The 19042-nt window shown below is 61.2% G+C and carries 19 protein-coding genes; 6 read left to right on the forward strand and 13 right to left on the reverse strand.

Translation table 11 applies throughout. The annotated features are described in order from the left end of the window. Positions 1-6 precede the first annotated feature (6 nt). From LT40_RS09350 to LT40_RS09360, 4 genes are all read right to left on the reverse strand, one after another. Positions 7-501, reverse strand: a complete 495-nt coding sequence (locus tag LT40_RS09350; RefSeq protein WP_043189207.1) for a DUF934 domain-containing protein — start codon at positions 499-501, stop codon at positions 7-9. Next, positions 485-2143, reverse strand: coding sequence for a nitrite/sulfite reductase (locus tag LT40_RS09355; RefSeq protein ID WP_043189209.1), 1659 nt, complete (start codon positions 2141-2143; stop codon positions 485-487). The genes LT40_RS09350 and LT40_RS09355 overlap by 17 nt, the downstream gene beginning before the upstream one ends. Before the next feature lie 216 nt (positions 2144-2359). Continuing rightward, positions 2360-2521 carry a hypothetical protein gene (locus tag LT40_RS21740; protein WP_167335522.1) on the reverse strand — a complete coding sequence of 54 codons (162 nt, stop codon included), beginning with the start codon at positions 2519-2521 and terminating at the stop codon, positions 2360-2362. A 13-nt stretch (positions 2522-2534) separates the two neighbouring features. Further along, on the reverse strand, positions 2535-2837 hold the full coding sequence (locus tag LT40_RS09360) for a DUF1883 domain-containing protein (RefSeq protein ID WP_043189213.1): 303 nt from the start codon (positions 2835-2837) through the stop codon (positions 2535-2537). Between the two features lie 134 nt (positions 2838-2971). Here LT40_RS09360 and LT40_RS09365 point away from each other — a divergent pair, with 134 nt between their 5' ends. Further along, on the forward strand, positions 2972-3322 hold the full coding sequence (locus LT40_RS09365; RefSeq protein WP_043189215.1) for a hypothetical protein: 351 nt from the start codon (positions 2972-2974) through the stop codon (positions 3320-3322). Positions 3323-3329: 7 nt separating this feature from the next. On the opposite strand, the gene LT40_RS09370 is transcribed toward LT40_RS09365, so the two are convergent. After that, entirely contained in the window at positions 3330-3620 is a 291-nt protein-coding gene (locus tag LT40_RS09370) for a hypothetical protein (protein WP_043189217.1), read from the reverse strand. Between the two features lie 260 nt (positions 3621-3880). On the opposite strand from LT40_RS09370, the gene galU reads away from it, so the two are divergent. Further along, positions 3881-4723: a UTP--glucose-1-phosphate uridylyltransferase GalU gene (gene galU, locus LT40_RS09375; protein WP_043189218.1), complete on the forward strand. Its 843-nt coding sequence runs from the start codon at positions 3881-3883 to the stop codon at positions 4721-4723. A gap of 103 nt (positions 4724-4826) precedes the next feature. Next, on the forward strand, positions 4827-6185 hold the full coding sequence (gene gorA / locus LT40_RS09380) for a glutathione-disulfide reductase (RefSeq protein ID WP_043189221.1): 1359 nt from the start codon (positions 4827-4829) through the stop codon (positions 6183-6185). Positions 6186-6202: 17 nt separating this feature from the next. Here the strand turns inward: gorA and LT40_RS09385 are convergent, their stop codons facing one another. Beyond that, on the reverse strand, positions 6203-6847 hold the full coding sequence (locus LT40_RS09385) for a response regulator (protein WP_043193537.1): 645 nt from the start codon (positions 6845-6847) through the stop codon (positions 6203-6205). A gap of 270 nt (positions 6848-7117) precedes the next feature. On the opposite strand from LT40_RS09385, the gene ahpC reads away from it, so the two are divergent. The 3 genes from ahpC to gloA all read left to right on the forward strand — a co-directional run bounded on the left by ahpC (position 7118) and on the right by gloA (position 10439). Next, the gene (ahpC, locus tag LT40_RS09390; protein WP_043189224.1) at positions 7118-7681 is read left to right on the forward strand and encodes an alkyl hydroperoxide reductase subunit C; all 564 of its coding nucleotides are present in this window, start codon (positions 7118-7120) and stop codon (positions 7679-7681) included. Between the two features lie 259 nt (positions 7682-7940). Further along, entirely contained in the window at positions 7941-9503 is a 1563-nt protein-coding gene (gene ahpF / locus LT40_RS09395; RefSeq protein ID WP_043189227.1) for an alkyl hydroperoxide reductase subunit F, read from the forward strand. A gap of 417 nt (positions 9504-9920) precedes the next feature. Further along, positions 9921-10439, forward strand: coding sequence for a lactoylglutathione lyase (gene gloA, locus LT40_RS09400; protein ID WP_043189229.1), 519 nt, complete (start codon positions 9921-9923; stop codon positions 10437-10439). Between the two features lie 173 nt (positions 10440-10612). Here gloA and xylB read toward each other — a convergent pair whose 3' ends face one another. From xylB to LT40_RS09435, 7 genes are all read right to left on the reverse strand, one after another. After that, positions 10613-12082: a xylulokinase gene (gene xylB, locus LT40_RS09405; protein ID WP_043189231.1), complete on the reverse strand. Its 1470-nt coding sequence runs from the start codon at positions 12080-12082 to the stop codon at positions 10613-10615. A gap of 6 nt (positions 12083-12088) precedes the next feature. Continuing rightward, on the reverse strand, positions 12089-13570 hold the full coding sequence (locus LT40_RS09410; protein WP_043189233.1) for a mannitol dehydrogenase family protein: 1482 nt from the start codon (positions 13568-13570) through the stop codon (positions 12089-12091). A 13-nt stretch (positions 13571-13583) separates the two neighbouring features. Beyond that, entirely contained in the window at positions 13584-14687 is a 1104-nt protein-coding gene (locus LT40_RS09415) for an ABC transporter ATP-binding protein (protein WP_043189235.1), read from the reverse strand. Between the two features lie 94 nt (positions 14688-14781). Next, positions 14782-15612: a carbohydrate ABC transporter permease gene (locus LT40_RS09420; RefSeq protein WP_043189237.1), complete on the reverse strand. Its 831-nt coding sequence runs from the start codon at positions 15610-15612 to the stop codon at positions 14782-14784. An 11-nt stretch (positions 15613-15623) separates the two neighbouring features. After that, complete coding sequence (locus tag LT40_RS09425; RefSeq protein ID WP_043189238.1) at positions 15624-16550, reverse strand: carbohydrate ABC transporter permease; 927 nt, start codon at positions 16548-16550, stop codon at positions 15624-15626. A 60-nt stretch (positions 16551-16610) separates the two neighbouring features. After that, a complete protein-coding gene (locus LT40_RS09430) occupies positions 16611-17930 on the reverse strand; it encodes an ABC transporter substrate-binding protein (RefSeq protein ID WP_043189240.1) in 1320 nt (439 codons plus the stop codon). Between the two features lie 213 nt (positions 17931-18143). After that, positions 18144-19037 (reverse strand): AraC family transcriptional regulator, encoded by an 894-nt coding sequence (locus LT40_RS09435; protein ID WP_043189243.1) that lies wholly within the window; start codon positions 19035-19037, stop codon positions 18144-18146. Positions 19038-19042 lie beyond the last annotated feature (5 nt).

Consider the following 19042-nt stretch of genomic DNA (forward strand, 5'->3'; position numbering starts at 1 on the left):
TGTCGATCAGCGGCGACGGAACAGCGGCAGCGGTTCGTCGGTAGCGGCCTGGTAACTCACGGAAAAATCCTTGAGGCTTTCCAGTGCTTCGTAGGGATCCTTGTCGGCGCGCAAGGCGAAGGCATCGAAGCCGCAGCGGTGCAGGTAGAACAGTTGGTCGCGCAGCACGTCGCCAATGGCGCGCAGCTCGCCTTTGAACCCGTAGCGGTCGCGCAATAGGCGTGCATTGGAGTAGTTGCGGCCGTCGGTGAAGGCCGGGAAGTTCAGGGCGATGACCTGAAACTCGTTGGCCTGCTCACCGATTTCCTCGGCTTCCTCGTCGCTGTCCAGCCACACGCCCAGGCCCCCGTCGCGGGCCTTGAGCGCCGACCCGTGCTCGCGCCACAAGGCTAGCGGCACGATCAGGTCGTCGCAGTTGCTGATGCCGTCGAACGAGGTGTCCTTGGGCAGCAGATGCCAGGTTTCGTCGACGACTTCGTTGTTCTTAATGATTCGCTGCATAGACGCGCTCCTTGAAGGGGTCGATGCCGATCCGCTGGTAGGTATCGATGAAACGCTCGTCTTCGGTGCGTTTTTCCACGTACACGTCGATCAGCTTGGAAATGACATCGGGCATGGCGTCCTGGGCGAAGGAAGGGCCGAGGATCTTGCCCAGGCTGGCGTCCCGGCTGGCGCTGCCACCCAGGGAAACCTGGTAGAACTCTTCGCCTTTCTTGTCCACACCCAGAATGCCGATGTGGCCGACGTGATGGTGACCGCAGGCGTTCATGCAACCGGAAATGTTGAGGTCCAGCTCGCCAATGTCGAACAGGTAGTCCAGGTCGTCGAAACGGCGCTGGATGGATTCGGCGATCGGGATCGACTTGGCATTGGCCAGGGAGCAGAAATCACCGCCTGGGCAGCAGATGATGTCGGTCAGCAGGCCGATGTTCGGCGTCGCGAAGCCGCCTTCGCGCAGCTCGTTCCACAGGCTGAACAGCTGGGCCTGTTCGACGTCGGCCAGAATGATGTTCTGCTCGTGCGAAGTGCGCAGCTGGCCGAAGCTGTACTTGTCGGCCAGATCGGCGACGGCGTCGAGCTGCTTGTCGGTCAGGTCGCCGGGGGCCACGCCGGTCGGCTTCAGCGACAGGGTCACGGCCACGTAGCCTGGCTTCTTGTGCGCCAGGGTGTTGCGCGAGCGCCAGCGCGCGAAGCCTGGGTGCTCGGCATCGAGCTGGGCCAGTTCGGCAGCGAAATCAGGCAGCGCCTTGTATTCCGGGTCGACGAAGTGCTTGGCCACGCGGTGCAATTCGGCGTCGGTCAGGGTGGTGCTGCCGCCGCGCAGGTGCGCCATCTCGGCGTCCACTTTCTGGGCGAAGACTTCCGGCGTCAGGGCCTTCACCAGAATCTTGATGCGCGCCTTGTACTTGTTGTCGCGACGGCCATAGCGGTTGTACACGCGCAGGATGGCGTCGAGGTAGCTGAGCAGGTCCTGCCAGGGCAGGAACTCATTGATGAACGCGCCCACCACTGGTGTACGGCCCAGGCCGCCACCCACCAGCACGCGGAAACCCAGCTCGCCAGCCTCGTTGTGCACCGGCTCGAGGCCGATGTCGTGCACTTCGATGGCGGCGCGGTCGGTGCTGGCACCGTTGACGGCAATCTTGAACTTGCGCGGCAGGTAGGCGAATTCGGGATGGAAGGTAGTCCACTGGCGAACGATCTCGCACCAGGGGCGCGGGTCGATCACTTCATCGGCGGCGACGCCGGCGAACTGGTCGGTGGTGACGTTGCGCAGGCAGTTGCCGCTGGTCTGGATCGCGTGCATCTGCACGGTGGCCAGTTCGGCGAGGATATCGGGAATGTCTTCCACGGCCGGCCAGTTGAACTGCACGTTCTGCCGGGTGCTGATGTGCGCGTAGCCTTTGTCGTAATCGCGAGCGATCTTGGCCATCATGCGCGTCTGGCGCGATGTCAGCTGGCCGTAGGGCACGGCAACGCGCAGCATCGGGGCAAAACGCTGGATGTACAGGCCGTTCTGCAGGCGCAGCGGGCGAAATTCTTCTTCGCTCAGTTCGCCAGCCAGGTAGCGGCGGGTCTGATCCCGGAACTGCTTGACGCGGTCCTCGATGATCCGTTGATCGTACTCGTCATAAACGTACATGGTGATCCTGTTCTCAGGCTGTCTTTCGCATCATCAGAAAAAGCACGCGCACGGTCGCGGGCTCTTAGCAGAGCCGACGGAAGATAACAGTTTGTAAATAGACGTAAAAGTGATGTTTGAGTATATGCACCGAACCAGAATGCATATGCGCGGTGGGAGTATTCATCCCGTGGGAGCAGTCATCGGCCGCGAAGCGGGGCCGTGGAAGTATGAAAGTCAGAGGGCCTTGCTGATATGGATGTCGCTGATCTTCGCGGCATCGTCACCGTGCAGGGCGAGCAGGGCCGCCTGGGCTTCTTCCAGCGAGCCTGTTTCCAGGTGCGCGAAATCCCAGCGGCGCTGGCCGTCCAGGCTGTAGCGGATGACGTACTTGATCATGGGTGCTCCTGGCTCAGGTGAATTTCGAAGCCGTGCGGCGCACGATCTTGATCTTGTGGGTGAAGCTGCTCTTGCGCGCCACGCTCGACAGCTTGGTGCCAGCGGTGTCGATGGTGATGTTCCAGAAACCGGTACTGGGCGCGCTGATCTTGGCCGGGAAGGTGTCGAACGCGCCGCCGTGATAGCTGTGTCGCCCACCGTTCTTGAAACTGCGGAAGTTGGCGTCGCTCATCAGGCGGATATTGCAGCGCTGGGAGCACTCGATGACAACCAGGTCGTCTTCATTGAGGTGCTCGCGCTGGTGAACGAATTTCATGGGCTCTCCACAGTGACAGGTGCGCGAAAAGGCGCAACGATATCATGCGCGCCGCAGCACGGATAAATTCTACCGATGCATGGAGCAAATTCCTGACCTTGCGGTCACAGGGTATTTGATAACGGAGATGCGTCATGAAGTGGGCCTGGTTGACGGCAGTGGTAATGCTCGGTGGTTGCGCCACCGTATCGGACATCGAGAAAAGCCCTGAGACCATGAGTGTGATTTCCGGCAAGACTCCGAAGGAATATTCGACCTGCGTGGTCGCCCAACTGAGCGATAGCCGTGGGCCTTCATTGATCGAACAGAAACACGACGGCTATCGCATCATCGTTCCGCAGAAACTTTCCAAGGACCCGGCCGCCGTGCTGATCGTCGACGATCGTTCCGGCGGCAGCAGCATAAAGGTGCACGAGCGCCTGTCCAATGTGCCCATGCGCCCGGCTGATGTGCGTCAAGCCGCCGAGAAATGCATTTCCGGTTGAACCGGTACTACTTGCAGACCACCACCAGGCTACGGGTCTGGTAGTTGCCCAGGTCGGCATCGGCCAGCCCGACGTCGCCCGAGCGCCGAGGCACGCCTTGCGTGGCGACCGTCTGGTAGCCGGCAGGGCACTCCAGGCGGGCTTGTTCGTCGCACTTGTCCCAGGACATGGCTTGGCCTGAACAATCGATGTTCAGGCCCTGTTGGCCGTTCTTCAAGATAGTCGGCGAAGTGCTCGCGCAGGCTGAAATGGCCAGCACGGCGAGGGAAGCCAGGGTGGTACGCAGGGGGGTGCTCATGGGGCGGGATTCTTCAGGTAGACAAGGGGTCCGCTATGCGGTGGCCCAATGCTATACACTGGCAGGCGGCAAGGGTAGTTGTGCACGGAAATTTTCCGTTGCTCAAGCGCTGTAGCAATATTTACCCTGCAGTGGAACTATCTGCATCAGGATTTCTCTATCAACCAATCGGTTGGCCAGCGGCAGGCATTGTTAGGTAGTCGACGCCTGAACCCGACTGTGCCGTAACTCGTCAGCATTGCTCTTTTGTAAGGACTCACATGATCAAGAAATGCTTGTTTCCAGCGGCCGGCTACGGTACTCGCTTCCTGCCAGCGACCAAAGCAATGCCCAAGGAAATGCTGCCGATCGTCAACAAGCCACTGATTCAATACGGTGTTGAAGAGGCCCTGGAGGCTGGCTTGAGCCAGATCTCCATCGTCACCGGTCGCGGCAAGCGCGCGATCGAGGACCACTTCGACATCAGCTACGAGCTGGAAACCCAGATCAAGGGTACCGAGAAGGAAAAGTACCTGGTCGGCATTCGCAAGCTGATCGACCAGTGCACGTTCTCCTACACCCGCCAGGTGCAGATGAAAGGCCTGGGTCACGCCATTCTCAGCGGTCGTCCACTGATCGGCGACGAGGCGTTCGCCGTGGTGCTGGCGGACGACATGTGCGTGAATCTGGAAGGCGACGGCGTGCTGCAGCAGATGGTCAAGCTGTACAACCAGTTCCGCTGCTCCATCGTCGCTATTCAGGAAGTCGATCCTCAGGAAACCAACAAGTACGGCGTGATCGCCGGTGACATGATTCGTGAAGACATCTATCGCGTGACCAGCATGGTTGAAAAGCCAAACCCTCAAGATGCCCCATCGAACCTGGCCATCATCGGCCGCTACATCCTGACCCCGGACATCTTCGACCTCATCGAACAGACCGAGCCAGGCAAGAGTGGCGAGATCCAGATCACCGATGCCCTGATGAAGCAGGCCCAGAACGGTTGCGTACTGGCCTACAAATTCAAGGGGGAGCGTTTCGACTGCGGTGGTGCGGAAGGCTACATCGACGCCACCAACTTCTGCTTCGAAAACTTCTACAAAACCGGCAAGGCGTTCATCTGACGTCCAATCGGTTAGCATGATCGACGCCGCTGTCCTTCTGGACAGCGGCGTTCTTGTTTATGGCTACGGCTCGCGCGGGTCGTGCAGGTGCCAGGAGAGCAACATGAGCTATGACTTCGATTTATTCGTGATTGGTGCCGGGTCCGGAGGAGTGCGCGCGGCGCGTTTTGCCGCGGGTTTCGGGGCGAAAGTGGCAGTCGCCGAGAGCCGCTACCTGGGCGGGACCTGTGTCAACGTGGGCTGCGTGCCCAAGAAACTGCTGGTCTACGGCGCCCATTTTGCCGACGATTTCGACCATGCCAGCGGGTTTGGCTGGAGCCTGGAAAAGCCCTCGTTCGATTGGCCGACACTCATCGCCAACAAGAACAAGGAAATTGAGCGCCTCAACGGCATCTACCGCAACCTGCTGGTCAACAGCGGCGTCAAGCTGCTCGAAGGCCATGCACGGCTGTTGGATCCGCACACTGTCGAGGTCAATGACCAGCGCTTCACCGCCAAGCACATCCTTGTCGCTACCGGCGGCTGGCCGCAGATTCCTGATGTGCCAGGACGCGAACACGCCATCAACTCCAACGAAGCCTTTTTCCTCGAGCAATTGCCCAAGCGCGTCATCGTGGTGGGCGGCGGTTATATCGCGGTGGAGTTCGCAGGCATCTTCAACGGCCTGGGCAGCGACACCACCTTGCTCTACCGTGGCGACCTGTTCCTGCGCGGCTTCGACGGCGCGGTGCGCAAGCACCTGAGCGAAGAGTTGACCAAGCGTGGCATGAACCTGCAGTTCAACGCCGACATTGCCCGCATCGACAAACTCGACGATGGCAGCCTCAAGGCTACCCTCAAGGATGGTCGCGAGTTGATCGCGGACTGCGTGTTCTACGCCACCGGGCGCCGTCCGATGCTGGACAACCTGGGGCTGGAGAACACCGCTGTGCAGCTGGACGACAAGGGTTTCATCCAGGTCGACGAACAATTCCAGACCACGGAGCCTTCGATTCTCGCCTTGGGCGACGTGATTGGCCGCGTACAGCTGACCCCGGTGGCGCTGGCCGAGGGCATGGCCGTGGCCCGTCGCTTGTTCAAGCCCGAACAGTACCGCCCCGTGGACTACAAACACATTCCGACGGCGGTGTTCAGCCTGCCGAACATCGGTACCGTGGGCTTGACCGAGGAAGAGGCGCGCGAGAAGGGGCATTCGGTGCAGATCTTCGAAAGCCGTTTCCGGCCCATGCAGTTCAGCCTGACCCACAGCCAGGAGCGCACCCTGATGAAGCTGGTGGTCGATGCCGATACCGACAAGGTGCTGGGCTGCCACATGGTCGGGCCGGACGCGGGCGAGATCGTACAGGGGCTGGCGATCGCGCTGAAAGCGGGCGCAACCAAGCAGGTCTTCGACGAAACCATCGGCGTGCATCCCACGGCCGCCGAAGAGTTCGTGACCATGCGCACGCCAGTGGACGCCTGATCCGAACCGCCTGCCGGTCAGTCCGGCAGGCCGACCACTGCCGCGTATTCCTGTAGCGCCGCGTCATGGCTGATGCCCAGCTTTTCCATGGCGCAACGCTTCTGGCGGCTGATGGTCTTTTCACTGCGCTCCAGCCGCGCCGCCACATCGCGTCCGCTCAAGCCGCCCACCAGTAACTTCAGCACCTCCAGCTCGCGGGCCGACAGGCGCTCATGGGCGCCACGGTGTTCCACTTCGTACTCGGCCAGCCGCCTGGTGAAGCGCGCACTCAGGTAATGACTGCCGCGCATCAGGCTGTAGGCGGCAGTGCTCAGATTGCTCAGGCATTCCTGCTTGTCGTATAGGCCCCGTGCGCCGCAGTCGAGAATGGCCCGCAGCACCATGGGGTTGTCCAGGGTGGTGAGCACCAGCACTGGCAGGCGCGGATAGCGCAAGCGGACCTGACGCAGCAGGGCCAGGCCGTCGCCACCTTGCTGCTGGGGCATACGGTAATCGGTGATGAGCAGATCGCAGGCATGCTGCTCCAGCAATTCCAGGACACGGCTGGCGTTGTCCGCTTCTGCGACCACGCTGAAACGTGAGCGCGGCGCACGCTCCAGGGCGATACGCAGCCCAAGTCGAACGGCCGAATGGTCATCGGCCACGATGGTTTTGATAGTCACCAGGTTTATCTCATCTGCGAAAGCGGACCCCATGCTAGCGGTCATGTCCAGGACATGGCTGTCAGAGGGCGTAGGTGCAGGTGTGCGAAAAGTCGACAAAATGCAGCGTCATTGCCCCGCGTTCATATTTCTTCTTTATTATGGGTAGGCGCGATAGGCAAAACCAATCGATAGCATCCAGTTTGCCAATGAGCTATCGGGTGAGCATGTGTTTAGGATGCTCCCTATTGAATTCAAACACGATTTCAACCCCCTGAAGGAGAGTCACCGATGCCGATCATCAACAGCCAAGTCAAGCCATTCAACGCCACCGCTTACCACAATGGCGCTTTCGTGCCAGTCAGCGATGCCGACCTGAAAGGCAAATGGTCTGTCGTATTCTTCTACCCAGCCGACTTCACCTTCGTCTGCCCAACCGAACTGGGCGACCTGGCCGACAACTACGAAGCCTTCAAGCAACTGGGCGTGGAGATCTATGGCGTGTCGACCGACACCCACTTCACCCACAAAGCCTGGCACGACACTTCCGACACCATCGGCAAGATCCAGTACCCGCTGATCGGTGACCCGACCCACGTCATCTCGAAAAACTTCGACGTGCTGATCGAAGCCGACGGCATCGCTGACCGTGGCACCTTCGTGATCAACCCAGAAGGCCAGATCAAGATCGTCGAACTGAACGACGGTGGTGTAGGTCGTGACGCTTCCGAGCTGCTGCGCAAGGTCAAGGCTGCCCAGTACGTTGCTGCCCACCCAGGCGAAGTGTGCCCGGCCAAGTGGAAAGAAGGCGAAGCTACCCTGGCTCCATCGCTGGACCTGGTAGGCAAGATCTAAGCAGCTTCCCGAGCTGTGTCCCGCGATTCATTCGGGATTGCTATATGTCTGTAGGAGCGGTCAGCGGCCGCGAATCAGGCGCTGCGATGTATCAGAAATATCGCATCGTTTGATTCGCGGCCAATGACCGCTCCTATGGCGATACACCCCTGACGGATCGCATACGTAATATCGCTCCAAAAGTATCTCGCTCACGCGGGGCCAAGTGCCCTGGCGGGCAACTGTCGTCTTCGAAACACTCAAAACGGAAATCGCCCTCATGTTGGACGCCAATCTTAAAGCCCAGTTGAAAGCCTATCTGGAACGGGTCACCCAACCGATCGAGATCGTCGCGTCCCTTGATGACGGCGCGAAATCCGAAGAATTGCTCGGTCTGCTGCGTGACATTGATGCCCTGTCGGACAAGATCACGCTGCTGGACAACGGTAACGATGCGCGCAAGCCATCGTTCTCGATCAACCGCCCTGGGGCGGACATCGGCCTGCGTTTCGCCGGTATTCCCATGGGTCACGAATTCACCTCGCTGGTACTGGCGCTGCTGCAAGTTGGCGGCCACCCGTCCAAAGCCAGTGCCGAGGTCATCGAACAGATCGCCGCATTGAAGGGTGAATTCCTGTTCGAAAGTTATTTCTCGCTGTCGTGCCAGAACTGCCCGGACGTGGTCCAGGCGCTGAACCTGATGGCGGTGCTCAACCCCAACATTCGTCACGTGGCCATCGACGGCGCCCTGTTCCAGGCCGAAGTCGAAGAGCGCCAGGTGATGGCCGTGCCGAGCGTCTACCTGAACGGCAAGAACTTCGGTCAGGGCCGCATGGGTCTTGAAGAGATCCTGGCGAAGATCGACACCAGTGCCAGCGACCGCCAGGCCGAAAAGCTCAACGCCAAGAAGGCGTTCGACATGCTGGTGATCGGTGGTGGCCCTGCGGGTGCATCGGCGGCCATCTATGCAGCGCGTAAAGGTATTCGTACCGGTGTTGCAGCCGAACGCTTCGGCGGTCAGGTGCTGGACACCATGGCCATCGAGAACTTCATTTCCGTGCAGGAGACCGAAGGTCCGAAACTGGCCGTAGCGCTGGAAGAGCACGTCAAGCAGTACGAAGTGGACATCATGAACCTGCAGCGCGCCGAGAAACTGGTGCCTGGCAAGGACGGCGCGCCCCACGAAGTCATCTTCGCCAGCGGCGCTTCGCTCAAGGCCAAGACGCTGATTCTGGCGACTGGTGCGCGCTGGCGTGAAATGAATGTGCCGGGCGAGCAGGAATACCGCAACCGCGGCGTGGCCTACTGCCCGCACTGCGACGGTCCGCTGTTCAAAGGCAAGCGTGTGGCCGTGATCGGTGGCGGTAACTCGGGTGTGGAAGCAGCCATCGATTTGGCCGGTATCGTTGCCCACGTGACGCTGATCGAGTTCGACACTCAGCTGCGTGCCGACGCCGTGCTTCAGCGCAAGTTGCACAGCCTGCCCAACGTCAAGGTCATCACCAGTGCCTTGACCACTGAAGTGACCGGTGATGGCCAGCGCGTCAACGGCCTGCGCTACAAGGACCGCCAGAGCAGCGAGCATCACGAAATCGCGCTGGAAGGTATCTTCGTGCAGATCGGCCTGCTGCCCAATACCGATTGGCTCAAGGGCACCATCGAGCTGTCGAACCGTGGCGAGATCATGGTCGATGCCCGCGGTGAAACCGATCTGCCAGGCATTTTCGCCGCCGGTGATGTGACGACCGTGCCGTACAAGCAGATCGTGATCGCGGTGGGCGAGGGCGCCAAGGCTTCGTTGTCGGCCTTCGACCACCTGATCCGCACATCCGCACCGGCCTGATACAACCAGGAAAGCCCCCTGTAGCAGCGGCGCAAGCCGCGTCGCTCTTGACGTATGCCGTTCCGGACAAAACTTACATAATTGCGTTTGCTGCACTCCTACGCGTCTGAAGTTGCATCTTTTTATACAGACGGATGTACACCGTCCGGCAGTGCCGTAAAAAACAACAGATGCTCTTCAATGTTTTCACATACTTTTCACAGCCACTGTTCCACTATGAAATCCGCTGATGGAACAGCGCCCCAAATGCCCGCTTCGGCGGGCTTCTTATTGCCTGCGGTTTCATGTGTATCGTCCGCGTTACAACTTACCCTGCGTCTCACTGTCGCGCACTCAATGCCTTATCCGGTTTGGCATCATCCCTACCGTTCCGTATCATGAACCCCAGCTACTGCCCATTCATCCAAGGGAGCTTTCATGAGCCTCGATCATTTGAACAGTGTGCCCGGTGTGACCGCGCAACCTGAAGCCGCTACTTCTCAGTTCGTTTTCAACCACACCATGTTGCGTGTAAAGAACATCGAGAAGTCGCTGGACTTCTATACCCGTGTATTGGGTTTCAGCCTGGTTGAAAAGCGTGACTTCGCCGAGGCGCAGTTCAGCCTGTACTTCCTGGCACTGGTGGACAAGTCGACCATTCCTACCGACGACAAAGCGCGTACCACCTGGATGAAGTCGATGCCGGGCGTTCTGGAACTGACTCACAACCACGGTACCGAGAACGATGCCGACTTCGCCTACCATGACGGCAACAGCGACCCCCGTGGTTTCGGTCACATCTGCGTGTCGGTGCCGGATATCCACGCAGCCTGCGAGCGTTTCGAAACACTGGGTGTGGATTTCCAGAAGCGCCTGACCGATGGCCGGATGAAGAGCATCGCCTTCATCAAGGACCCGGACGGCTACTGGGTCGAAATCATCCAGCCCGACCTGTAACCGCCCTGTACCATCCGCGGCGAATACGGGATGGAAACTGTCAAGGACGTGCCATTCCTGTGGGAGCGGTCCGCGGCCGCGAAAGGGTTTCTGCGGTTTTGCAGGCGTACCGCGGCGCCTGCTTCGCGGCCGATGACCGCTCCTACGGGATGGCTGCACCCACGTGCTCGTTATCAAAGCGGAATGTGCTGGCGGTAACGCTGATAGGCACCTTGGTAGGCGAGGACATTGGCAGCGACAGGTTGGGTGTGGCTGGTTTCGTCCAGCCGCACACAACGTTTGCATAACGCGGCCAATCCCCGAGCGTCCTGACCGACGCACCATGCCGCCTGAATCGCTGCGCCCAGTGCCGCCGCTTCCGGCTGTTCGGTACACACGACGGGCGTGTCCATGACATCCGCCACCAACTGCCGCCAGACCGGACTTTTCGAGCCGCCGCCGATCAGGCGTATGGCGTGGGTCTGCAGGCCCCCGGCGCGCAGCAGGTCCAAACCATAGCGCAAACCAAAGGTGGTGCCTTCCACTGCCGCACGACACAGATTCGCCGCGTTCAGGTTATCCGTCGTCAGGCCCAGTACCGAACCGGTCGCCTGTGGCAATGCGGGCACCCGCTCGCCATTCAAAAACGGCAGCATCAAGATGCCCTGGGCGCCAATCGGAGCCTGTGCCACGGCCTTGTTGAACCCGCTGATGTCCAGCTGCAGCAATTCGCGCACCGCCGTGGTGACATTGGTCAGGTTCATGGTGCAGATCAGCGGTAACCAGCCCCCCGAAGACGAACAGAAACTCGCCACCGCAGGCTCATCCAGCACTGCCGGCCGATCGCTGTAGGCGTAGACCGTGCCCGATGAGCCCATGCTCATGGTAATGACCCCAGGGTGGATGTTGTCGGTGCCGATGGCGCCCATCATGTTGTCGCCACCGCCACTGGCGACCACTGCCAGCGGATTGATGCCCAGGCGCGCGGCGATGCCTGGACGGATGGTGCCGACCGGCTGGTGCGATTCGATCAATTGCGGCAGTGCCGCTTCCAGCCGCCCGCTGGGGTCGATGTGGTGCAGCAGGGCAAGGTCCCACTGGCGTTCGCGCACATTGAAATAGCCGGTGCCCGAGGCATCCCCGTATTCGGCGCGAACCTGCCCGGTGAGCCAGAAATTCAGGTAATCGTGGGGCAGCAGGACGTGGGCGATGCGCGCGAAAACGTCTGGATGATGCTCGCGCGTCCAGAGCAGTTTCGACACCGTATACCCCGGCGCAATCACCAGCCCCAGACGTTCGAGCGAACCCCGTTCACCGCCCAGCTCGGCCAGCAGACGTTCGTTCTGCGGCGTGCTTTCGGTGTCGCACCACAGCTTGGCCGGGCGCAGCGCCTGACCGTCGGCGTCCAGCAACACCAGCCCATGCTGCTGGCCGGAAACGCCGATGCCCAGAATGCGCTGGCCATCGATACCAGCCTGGGCCAGAGCCTGTGCGGTGGCCTGTTCGAACGCCGTGAGCCAGTCACTGGTGTCCTGCTCGCGACGCCCGTTTTCGCCGCTGATCATGTGATGGGCCGCCGAACCCTGGCCCAGTACCTCACCGCTGTCGGCGTCGAGGATCAGCGCCTTGGTCCCTTGGGTGCCACAGTCGATCCCGAGAAACATGGCGGCTTACTCCTGGCCAGCCAGCAACTGCTCCAGGGTGGCATGCACACCCTGGGTACGCAGGCTGTGGAGATTGCGTTCGAAGGCAGCGACGAACGCGGCCGACTGCGGGATGTGCGTACCGAAAATCTCCTCGACACCCAGCAGCCGGTGGGTGAGCGATGCCGGGTCGGCGACCAGTGCCTGGCAGAACTCGGCGCGCGGGTCAGGAATGCTGTAGCGAGTACCGTTTTCGTCGATGCCGCCCAGGTAGAGTGCCCAGGCCGCCACCACCAGGGCAGCACGCTCGGTGTCCTGGCCGTCGCGGATCAGCCGGTCGATGGTCGGCACGGTGAACTTGGGAAACTTCGAGGAGCCGTCCGAGCAGACGCGCTCCAGTTGGTCGGCGATGGCCTGGTTGGAGAAGCGCTCGATGAGCGTGTCCTTGTAGCCCTCCAGGTCGATGCCCGGAACCGACGCCAGTTGCGGCGTAACGTCCCGGTCCATGTAAGCGCGTATGTAGCGCACGAACAGCGGATCGTTCATGGTTTCGTGAACGAAACGGTAGCCCTTGAGGAAGCCCAGGTAGGTCAGGGCCAGGTGGCTGCCGTTGAGCAGCTTGATCTTCATTTCTTCATAGGGCGTGACGTCGTCGGTGAACTGCACGCCGACCTTTTCCCAAGCAGGCCGACCCGCGCCGAACTTGTCTTCCAGCACCCATTGCACGAATGGCTCGCAGACCACCGGCCAACTGTCCTCGACACCATGGCGCTCGTGCAGCTGCGCGCGATGGGCATCGCTGGTCATTGGCGTGATGCGGTCGACCATGGCATTGGGGAACTGCACGTGGCTGGCGATCCAGTCGTGCAGCGCTGGGTCGTGCAGCTTGGCGAACGCCAGCAGCGCCTTGCGTGCGACCGCGCCGTTGTGCGGGAGGTTGTCGCAGGACATCACGGTGAACGCCTCGATACCGGCATCGCGACGTTGCTTCAAGGCGGCGCAGAGAAAGCCGAACACCGTGCCGGGCGCCTGCGGATGAGCCAGGTCGTGCTGGATCTGCGGCAAGTGGGCCATGAACTCGCCGCTACTGTCATCGATGCAATAGCCACCCTCTGTGATGGTCAACGAGACGATGCGCACGGAAGGCTCGGCCAGTTTGCCGATCAAGGCCGCGGCGCCGTCTTCGGCCAGCAACATGTCGGTGATCGCGCCAATCACGCGCACTTCGGTGTCAGGGGTGTCACCCAGCTCCACCAGGGTGTAGTAGAAATCCTGCCCGGCCAGGGCGTCGCGGACCTTGCGGTCATCGCTGCGCAGGCCGGCGCCGCAGATGGCCCACTCCTCGGCCTCGCCCTTGTTCATCAGTGCGTCGGTATAGAACGCCTGGTGCGCACGGTGAAAGCCGCCGACTCCGATGTGGACGATGCCATGCACACGGGTGGCCGGGTCGTAGGCGGGCAACTGGATGTGTTCGGCGAGCTGGTGCAGATTCTGTCGATTGAGTTTCATCATCGGTCCTGTATCAGGCAGCAGCCTGCAGCGGTTTGGCCACGGCAATGCCCTGGGCGTCGAAAAGGTGGCAGTACTGTGCGTCGAGCAGCAGGCTCAGGCGTTCGCCGTACTGGCTGCGCAGATCACCGCGAATGCGCAAGGTCAGCGGTTCTTGCGAATCGGTGACCACGTGGCAGAAGGTATCGCTGCCCAGGCGCTCGCTGACGTCGGCGGTCACCGCCAGCTGGCATTGGCCCGCCTGCGCCAGGTCGAGGTGCTCGGGGCGGATGCCCAAGGTGACCGAATCGCCCACGCTCAACGTTTGGCTGACGCGCGGCAGGTAGATGTGCGTGCCAGCATCCAGGGCGACTTCGCAGCCCTGAGCGTCGACGCGACTGAGCTTGCCCTTGAGGAAGCCCATCTTCGGCGTCCCCAGGAAACCGGCGACGAACAGGTTCGCCGGATGGTGATAAAGCTCCAGGGGCGAGCCGACCTGTTCGACGCGGCCGCCGTTGAGCACCACCACCTTGTCGGCCAGGGTCATGGCCTCGACCTGATCGTGGGTGACGTAGATCATGGTCGCCTGCAACTCTTTGTGCAGCCGCGACAGTTCCAGGCGGGTCTGCACGCGCAGGGCGGCGTCGAGGTTGGACAGCGGTTCGTCGAACAGGAAGATTTTCGGATGGCGCACGATGGCCCGGCCGATCGCCACGCGCTGGCGCTGGCCGCCGGACAGCTGCTTGGGCTTGCGATCGAGCAGGGCGCCCAGCTCGAGAATCCGCGCCGCCTCGGCCACCTTGCTCTCGACTTCGGCCTTGGGCTTGCCGGCCAGGTCGAGGGCGAACGAAAGGTTCTTGCGCACGGTCATGTGCGGATACAGGGCGTAGGTCTGGAACACCATTGCCAGGTCGCGCTTGGCCGGGGTCACTTCGGTGATGTCACGACCGTCCAGCTCGATGGTGCCGCTGCTCACTTCTTCGAGCCCGGCGATCAGGCGCAGCAAAGTTGACTTGCCGCAGCCGGACGGGCCGACGAACACCACGAACTCGCGGTCGTGCACTTCCAGGTCGATGCCCTTGATGATCTGCAGACCTTCGAAGCCCTTTTTCAGGTTTTTTATTTTCAGAGTGGCCATGGGTGTGGTCCTTTGCAAAGAGGTGTTGTTCGGGCGGGCGTCTTCGCGGGTAGAACCCGCTCCCACAGGGGTGCGCCGCACAATGATGCCTGGGTCACTTGACTGCGCCGAAGGAGAGGCCGCGCACCAGCTGCTTCTGGCTGATCCAGCCGAAGATCAGGATCGGCGCGCAGGCCAGGGTGGACACGGCCGACAGCTTGGCCCAGAACAACCCTTCGGGACTCGAGTACGAGGCGATCAACGCGGTCAGCGGGGCGGCGCCGGAGCTGGTGAGGTTCAGCGACCAGAACGCCTCGTTCCAGCACAGGATCAGCGACAGCAGCACGGTCGAGGCCAGGCCACCCTTGCTGATCGGCAACAGCACCCGAAGCATTTCCTGACCCAGCGTGGCACCGTCCAGGCGCGCTGCTTCGAGGATTTCCCGCGGAATGTCCTTGAAGTAGGTGTACACCATCCAGACCACGATCGGCAGGTTGATCAGGGTGTAGATGACGATCAAGGCAATGCGCGAATCCAGCAGCCCTGCGCCCTTGGCCAGCAGGTAGATGGGCATCAGCACGCCGACCGGTGGCAGCATCTTGGTGGAGAGCATCCACAGCAGGGTCTGCTTGGTGCGCTTGGTCTCGTAGAAGGCCATCGAGTAGGCAGCAGGGACGGCGATCAACATGCACAGGGCAGTGGCGCTGAACGAGATCAGCACCGAGTTCCAGGCGAAGTGCAGGTAGTCGCTGCGCTCCTGGATGTGCAGGTAATTTTCCAGCGTAGGCGTGAAGATGAACTGCGGCGGCGTGGCGAAGGCATCGATCTCGGTCTTGAAGCTGGTCAATACCATCCAGAAGATCGGAAAGAACACCACGATGGCGATGGCCCAGGCCAGGCAGCCCAGGACCACGCTTTGCAGGCGACGCGATTGTTGAAGTGTCATGGCGCAGGCCTTCAGTTCTTGTCGGTGAGGTTTTTGCCGATCATCCGCACCAGGATGATCGCGGCGATGTTGGCGATGACCACGGCAATCAAGCCACCGGCCGAGGCCATGCCCACGTCGAACTGCACCAGCGCCTGGTTGTAGATCAGGTAGGCGAGGTTGGTGGACGCAAAGCCGGGGCCGCCGTTGGTGGTGGTGAAGATCTCGGCGAACACCGAGAGCAGGAAGATCGTCTCGATCATCACCACCACTGCGATGGGCCGCGCCAGGTGCGGCAGGGTCAAGTGCCAGAAGATCGCCAGGGCGCCGGCACCGTCCAGTCGTGCGGCTTCTTTCTGTTCCTGATCCAGCGACTGCATGGCGGTCATCAGCAAGAGGATGGCGAACGGCAGCCACTGCCAACTGACGATGACGATGATCGAGAACAGCGGATAGTGGGCGAGCCAGTCGACCGGCTCGGCGCCGAAGAACTTCCACACGGCGGCGAGAATCCCCGAGACCGGATGAAAGATCAGGTTCTTGAAGATCAGCGCGCCCACGGTGGGCATGATGAAGAACGGCGAGATGAGCATCACCCGCACGATCCCGCGGCCGAGAAACTCGCTGGCCTCCAGCAGCGCGGCGATCAGTACCCCGAACACCACGCTGATCAACAGCACGCTGCCGACCAGCAGCAAGGTGTTGGTGGCGCCGGGCATGAACCCTGCGTCGGTGAGGAAGAAGCTGAAATTCTCCAGTCCGACGAATTCGTTCTCGCCGGGGTACAGCAGGTTGTAGCGGATCAGCGAGAAGTACACGGTCATGCCCAGCGGCACGATCATCCACAGCAGCAGCAAGGCCACGGACGGAGTGACCAGGAACCAGCCGGGATTGGACAAGCGGCGCTTGCCCGTCACCTCAGCGGTATCGGGCTGGGGCTTGGCAGTCGTAGTATTCATGGGTGCGCACCTGGTGAGCAGGGCTGCCCGCCGCAGTCGGCGGGCAGCAGGGCGGAGGTGTTACTGCTTTGGATAGCCGGCGCGTTTCATGGCTCGCTCGGTGGCGGTCTGCGCAACCACCAGGGCCTGATCTGCGGTGGTCTGGCCGGTCAGCGCGGCTGCGAACGCCTTGCCCACTTCGGTGCCGATGGCCTGGAACTCGGGGATCGTCACCAGCTGGATGCCGACGTAGGGCTTGGTGTCGGTCTGCTTGGGATCGGCCACCTTCAGCGACTCGAGGGTGATGTGCGCGAACGGCGCCGCCTTCAGGTACTCGTCGGTGTAGGTCGATTTGCGTGTACCGGGCGGCACGTTGGCCACGCCATCAGTCTTGGCCACCAGCGCGGCGTACTCCTTGGACGTCGCCCAGGCGGAGAACTGCTGTGCGGCCTGTTGGTTCTTCGAGCTGGTCGGAATGGCCAGGGCCCACGAGTACAGCCAGGCCGAGCCCTTGTCCGTGGTTTCGTGGGGAGCGAAGGTGAAGCCGACGCTGTCGGCGACCTTGCTCTGGGTCTTGTCCATGGTGAAGGAACCGGCCACGCTGGCGTCTACCCAAATGGCGCACTTGCCGCTGTTGAACAGGGCCAGGTTCTCGTTGAAACCGTTGCTCGACGCACCCGGCGGGCCGGACTTCTTCATGTTGTCGACATAGAAGTTGAGCGCCTTCTTCCAGGCCTCGCTGTCGAACTGCGGCTTCCACTCGTTATTGAACCAGCTGCCACCGAAGCTGTTGGCCACGGTGGTGATCAAGGCCATGTTCTCACCCCAGCCGGCCTTGCCGCGCAGGCACAGGCCGTACTGGTCCTTGCTCTTGTCGGTGAGTTTACCGGCGAAGTCAGCGATTTGGGTCCAGGTGGGTTTCTCGGGCATCTCCAGCCCGGCTGCCTTGAACAGGTCGGTGCGGTAATAGGTCATGGAGCTTTCGGCGTAGAACGGCAGGGCGTAAAGCTGGCCTTTCACCGACAGCCCGTCGCGTACCGAAGGGAAGACGTCATCGATGTCGTAGCTGGCCGGCAGGTCCTTCATCGGCGACAGCCAACCCTTGGCGCCCCATAGTGAGGCTTCGTACATGCCGATGGTCAATACGTCGAACTGGCCGCCCTGGGTAGCAATATCGGTGGTCAGGCGCTGGCGCAGCACGTTCTCTTCGAGCACCACCCAGTTGAGCTTGATATCGGGGTGCTGGGTCTCGAACGTCTTGGCCAGGCGCTGCATCCGAATCATGTCGCTGTTGTTGACGGTGGCGATGGTCAGGGTGGTGTCGGCATAGCTGTAGCCACTGATGGCCAGTGCGCTGCACAGACCGCCGGCAACGAGCAGATGTTTGTAGTCGATCGTCATCTCGCATTCCTCTTCGGCACGCGCGGGCGCGGCCCTGGTTATTATTCTTGTGTCTTCGTAGAGGTGAAGCACTGCCTGTGATTACAGACCCCTGCGCTCAATCTGACAAATCCCTGGACGCACCCGCACTGATACTAATTTGCACTGCTTGCCTACACGCTGCGGCGGGCCAGAGGCACCCACCCGATCGCTGTGTAGGTTTGCGTACAGGTTTCAGGAGCTCAGACGCTGGGTGGCCAGGCGACGATAGTGCGACGGGGTCATGCCTTTGAGCTGCTGGAAACGGCGATTGAAGTTGGAAATGTTATTGAAGCCGGACTCGAAGCACACGTCCGTGACCGGACGATCGCCGTCGGCCAGCAGCTCACAGGACTTGCTGATGCGCAGGCGATTCACGAACTCGACGAAGCAACGGCCGGTGGCTTGCTTGAATACGCGCGAGAAATAGGTGGGTTTCATGCCCAGGTAGGCAGCAACTTCCTCCAGGGACAGCTCCCGCGCGTAGTGGGCGAAGATGTAGTCGACGGCGCGATTGGTACGTTCCACCGCATGCTCGTCGGCGTCCTGGGCCACGGCGGTGCCCGAAAGCAGTTGGTAATCCTCGCACGCTGCCAGCGACTCCATGAGAATCAGGAAGTGGCCAAGTCGGCTGATGCCTTGGCTGTCGGCAATACGCTGCATCGACAGGCTGGCTTGGGCGATGGTCTGCGCGCAGCGAAATTCGATGCCGTATCGGGCCCGTTCCAGGAGCGGCGCAAGGCTTCTGAGTTCGCTGAACACCTGATGGCCTTGGTCGAACAGCTCATCGGTGAAATTGACCAGCATGTCGCGCTTGTTGACCGACTGGCCGCTCTGCATCTGGCTGATCCAGTTGTGCGGCAAGTTGGGGCCGGTCAGGAACAGGCTGCCGGGGTTGAAATTACCGATGTAGTCGCCCACGAACACCTTGCCCGAGGTGGCAACCAGCAGGTGCAATTCGTATTCCTTGTGGAAATGCCAGCGCACCAGTGGGCAGGGGAAGCCGTGCTGGCGGTAGATGATGGAGCGACCTTCGTGATCGTCCATTAGCTCGTAGGAGGGGTCGGTGATACGTGTAGGTCGAGTCATGCCGT

The organism is Pseudomonas rhizosphaerae (genome assembly GCF_000761155.1).
Lineage (GTDB): Bacteria > Pseudomonadota > Gammaproteobacteria > Pseudomonadales > Pseudomonadaceae > Aquipseudomonas > Aquipseudomonas rhizosphaerae.

Bases quoted from the DNA above. Each gene is read 5' to 3' on its own strand.
- gorA (WP_043189221.1), top strand. From the start codon at position 4,827: ATGAGCTATGACTTCGATTTATTCGTGATTGGTGCCGGGTCCGGAGGA.
- LT40_RS09350 (WP_043189207.1), bottom strand. From the start codon at position 501: ATGCAGCGAATCATTAAGAACAACGAAGTCGTCGACGAAACCTGGCAT.
- LT40_RS21740 (WP_167335522.1), bottom strand. From the start codon at position 2,521: ATGATCAAGTACGTCATCCGCTACAGCCTGGACGGCCAGCGCCGCTGG.
- LT40_RS09410 (WP_043189233.1), bottom strand. From the start codon at position 13,570: ATGAAACTCAATCGACAGAATCTGCACCAGCTCGCCGAACACATCCAG.
- LT40_RS09360 (WP_043189213.1), bottom strand. From the start codon at position 2,837: ATGAAATTCGTTCACCAGCGCGAGCACCTCAATGAAGACGACCTGGTT.
- xylB (WP_043189231.1), bottom strand. From the start codon at position 12,082: ATGTTTCTCGGGATCGACTGTGGCACCCAAGGGACCAAGGCGCTGATC.
- LT40_RS09420 (WP_043189237.1), bottom strand. From the start codon at position 15,612: ATGACACTTCAACAATCGCGTCGCCTGCAAAGCGTGGTCCTGGGCTGC.
- LT40_RS09425 (WP_043189238.1), bottom strand. From the start codon at position 16,550: ATGAATACTACGACTGCCAAGCCCCAGCCCGATACCGCTGAGGTGACG.
- LT40_RS09415 (WP_043189235.1), bottom strand. From the start codon at position 14,687: ATGGCCACTCTGAAAATAAAAAACCTGAAAAAGGGCTTCGAAGGTCTG.
- LT40_RS09355 (WP_043189209.1), bottom strand. From the start codon at position 2,143: ATGTACGTTTATGACGAGTACGATCAACGGATCATCGAGGACCGCGTC.
- LT40_RS09370 (WP_043189217.1), bottom strand. From the start codon at position 3,620: ATGAGCACCCCCCTGCGTACCACCCTGGCTTCCCTCGCCGTGCTGGCC.
- galU (WP_043189218.1), top strand. From the start codon at position 3,881: ATGATCAAGAAATGCTTGTTTCCAGCGGCCGGCTACGGTACTCGCTTC.
- LT40_RS09435 (WP_043189243.1), bottom strand. From the start codon at position 19,037: ATGACTCGACCTACACGTATCACCGACCCCTCCTACGAGCTAATGGAC.
- ahpC (WP_043189224.1), top strand. From the start codon at position 7,118: ATGCCGATCATCAACAGCCAAGTCAAGCCATTCAACGCCACCGCTTAC.
- gloA (WP_043189229.1), top strand. From the start codon at position 9,921: ATGAGCCTCGATCATTTGAACAGTGTGCCCGGTGTGACCGCGCAACCT.
- ahpF (WP_043189227.1), top strand. From the start codon at position 7,941: ATGTTGGACGCCAATCTTAAAGCCCAGTTGAAAGCCTATCTGGAACGG.
- LT40_RS09365 (WP_043189215.1), top strand. From the start codon at position 2,972: ATGAAGTGGGCCTGGTTGACGGCAGTGGTAATGCTCGGTGGTTGCGCC.
- LT40_RS09430 (WP_043189240.1), bottom strand. From the start codon at position 17,930: ATGACGATCGACTACAAACATCTGCTCGTTGCCGGCGGTCTGTGCAGC.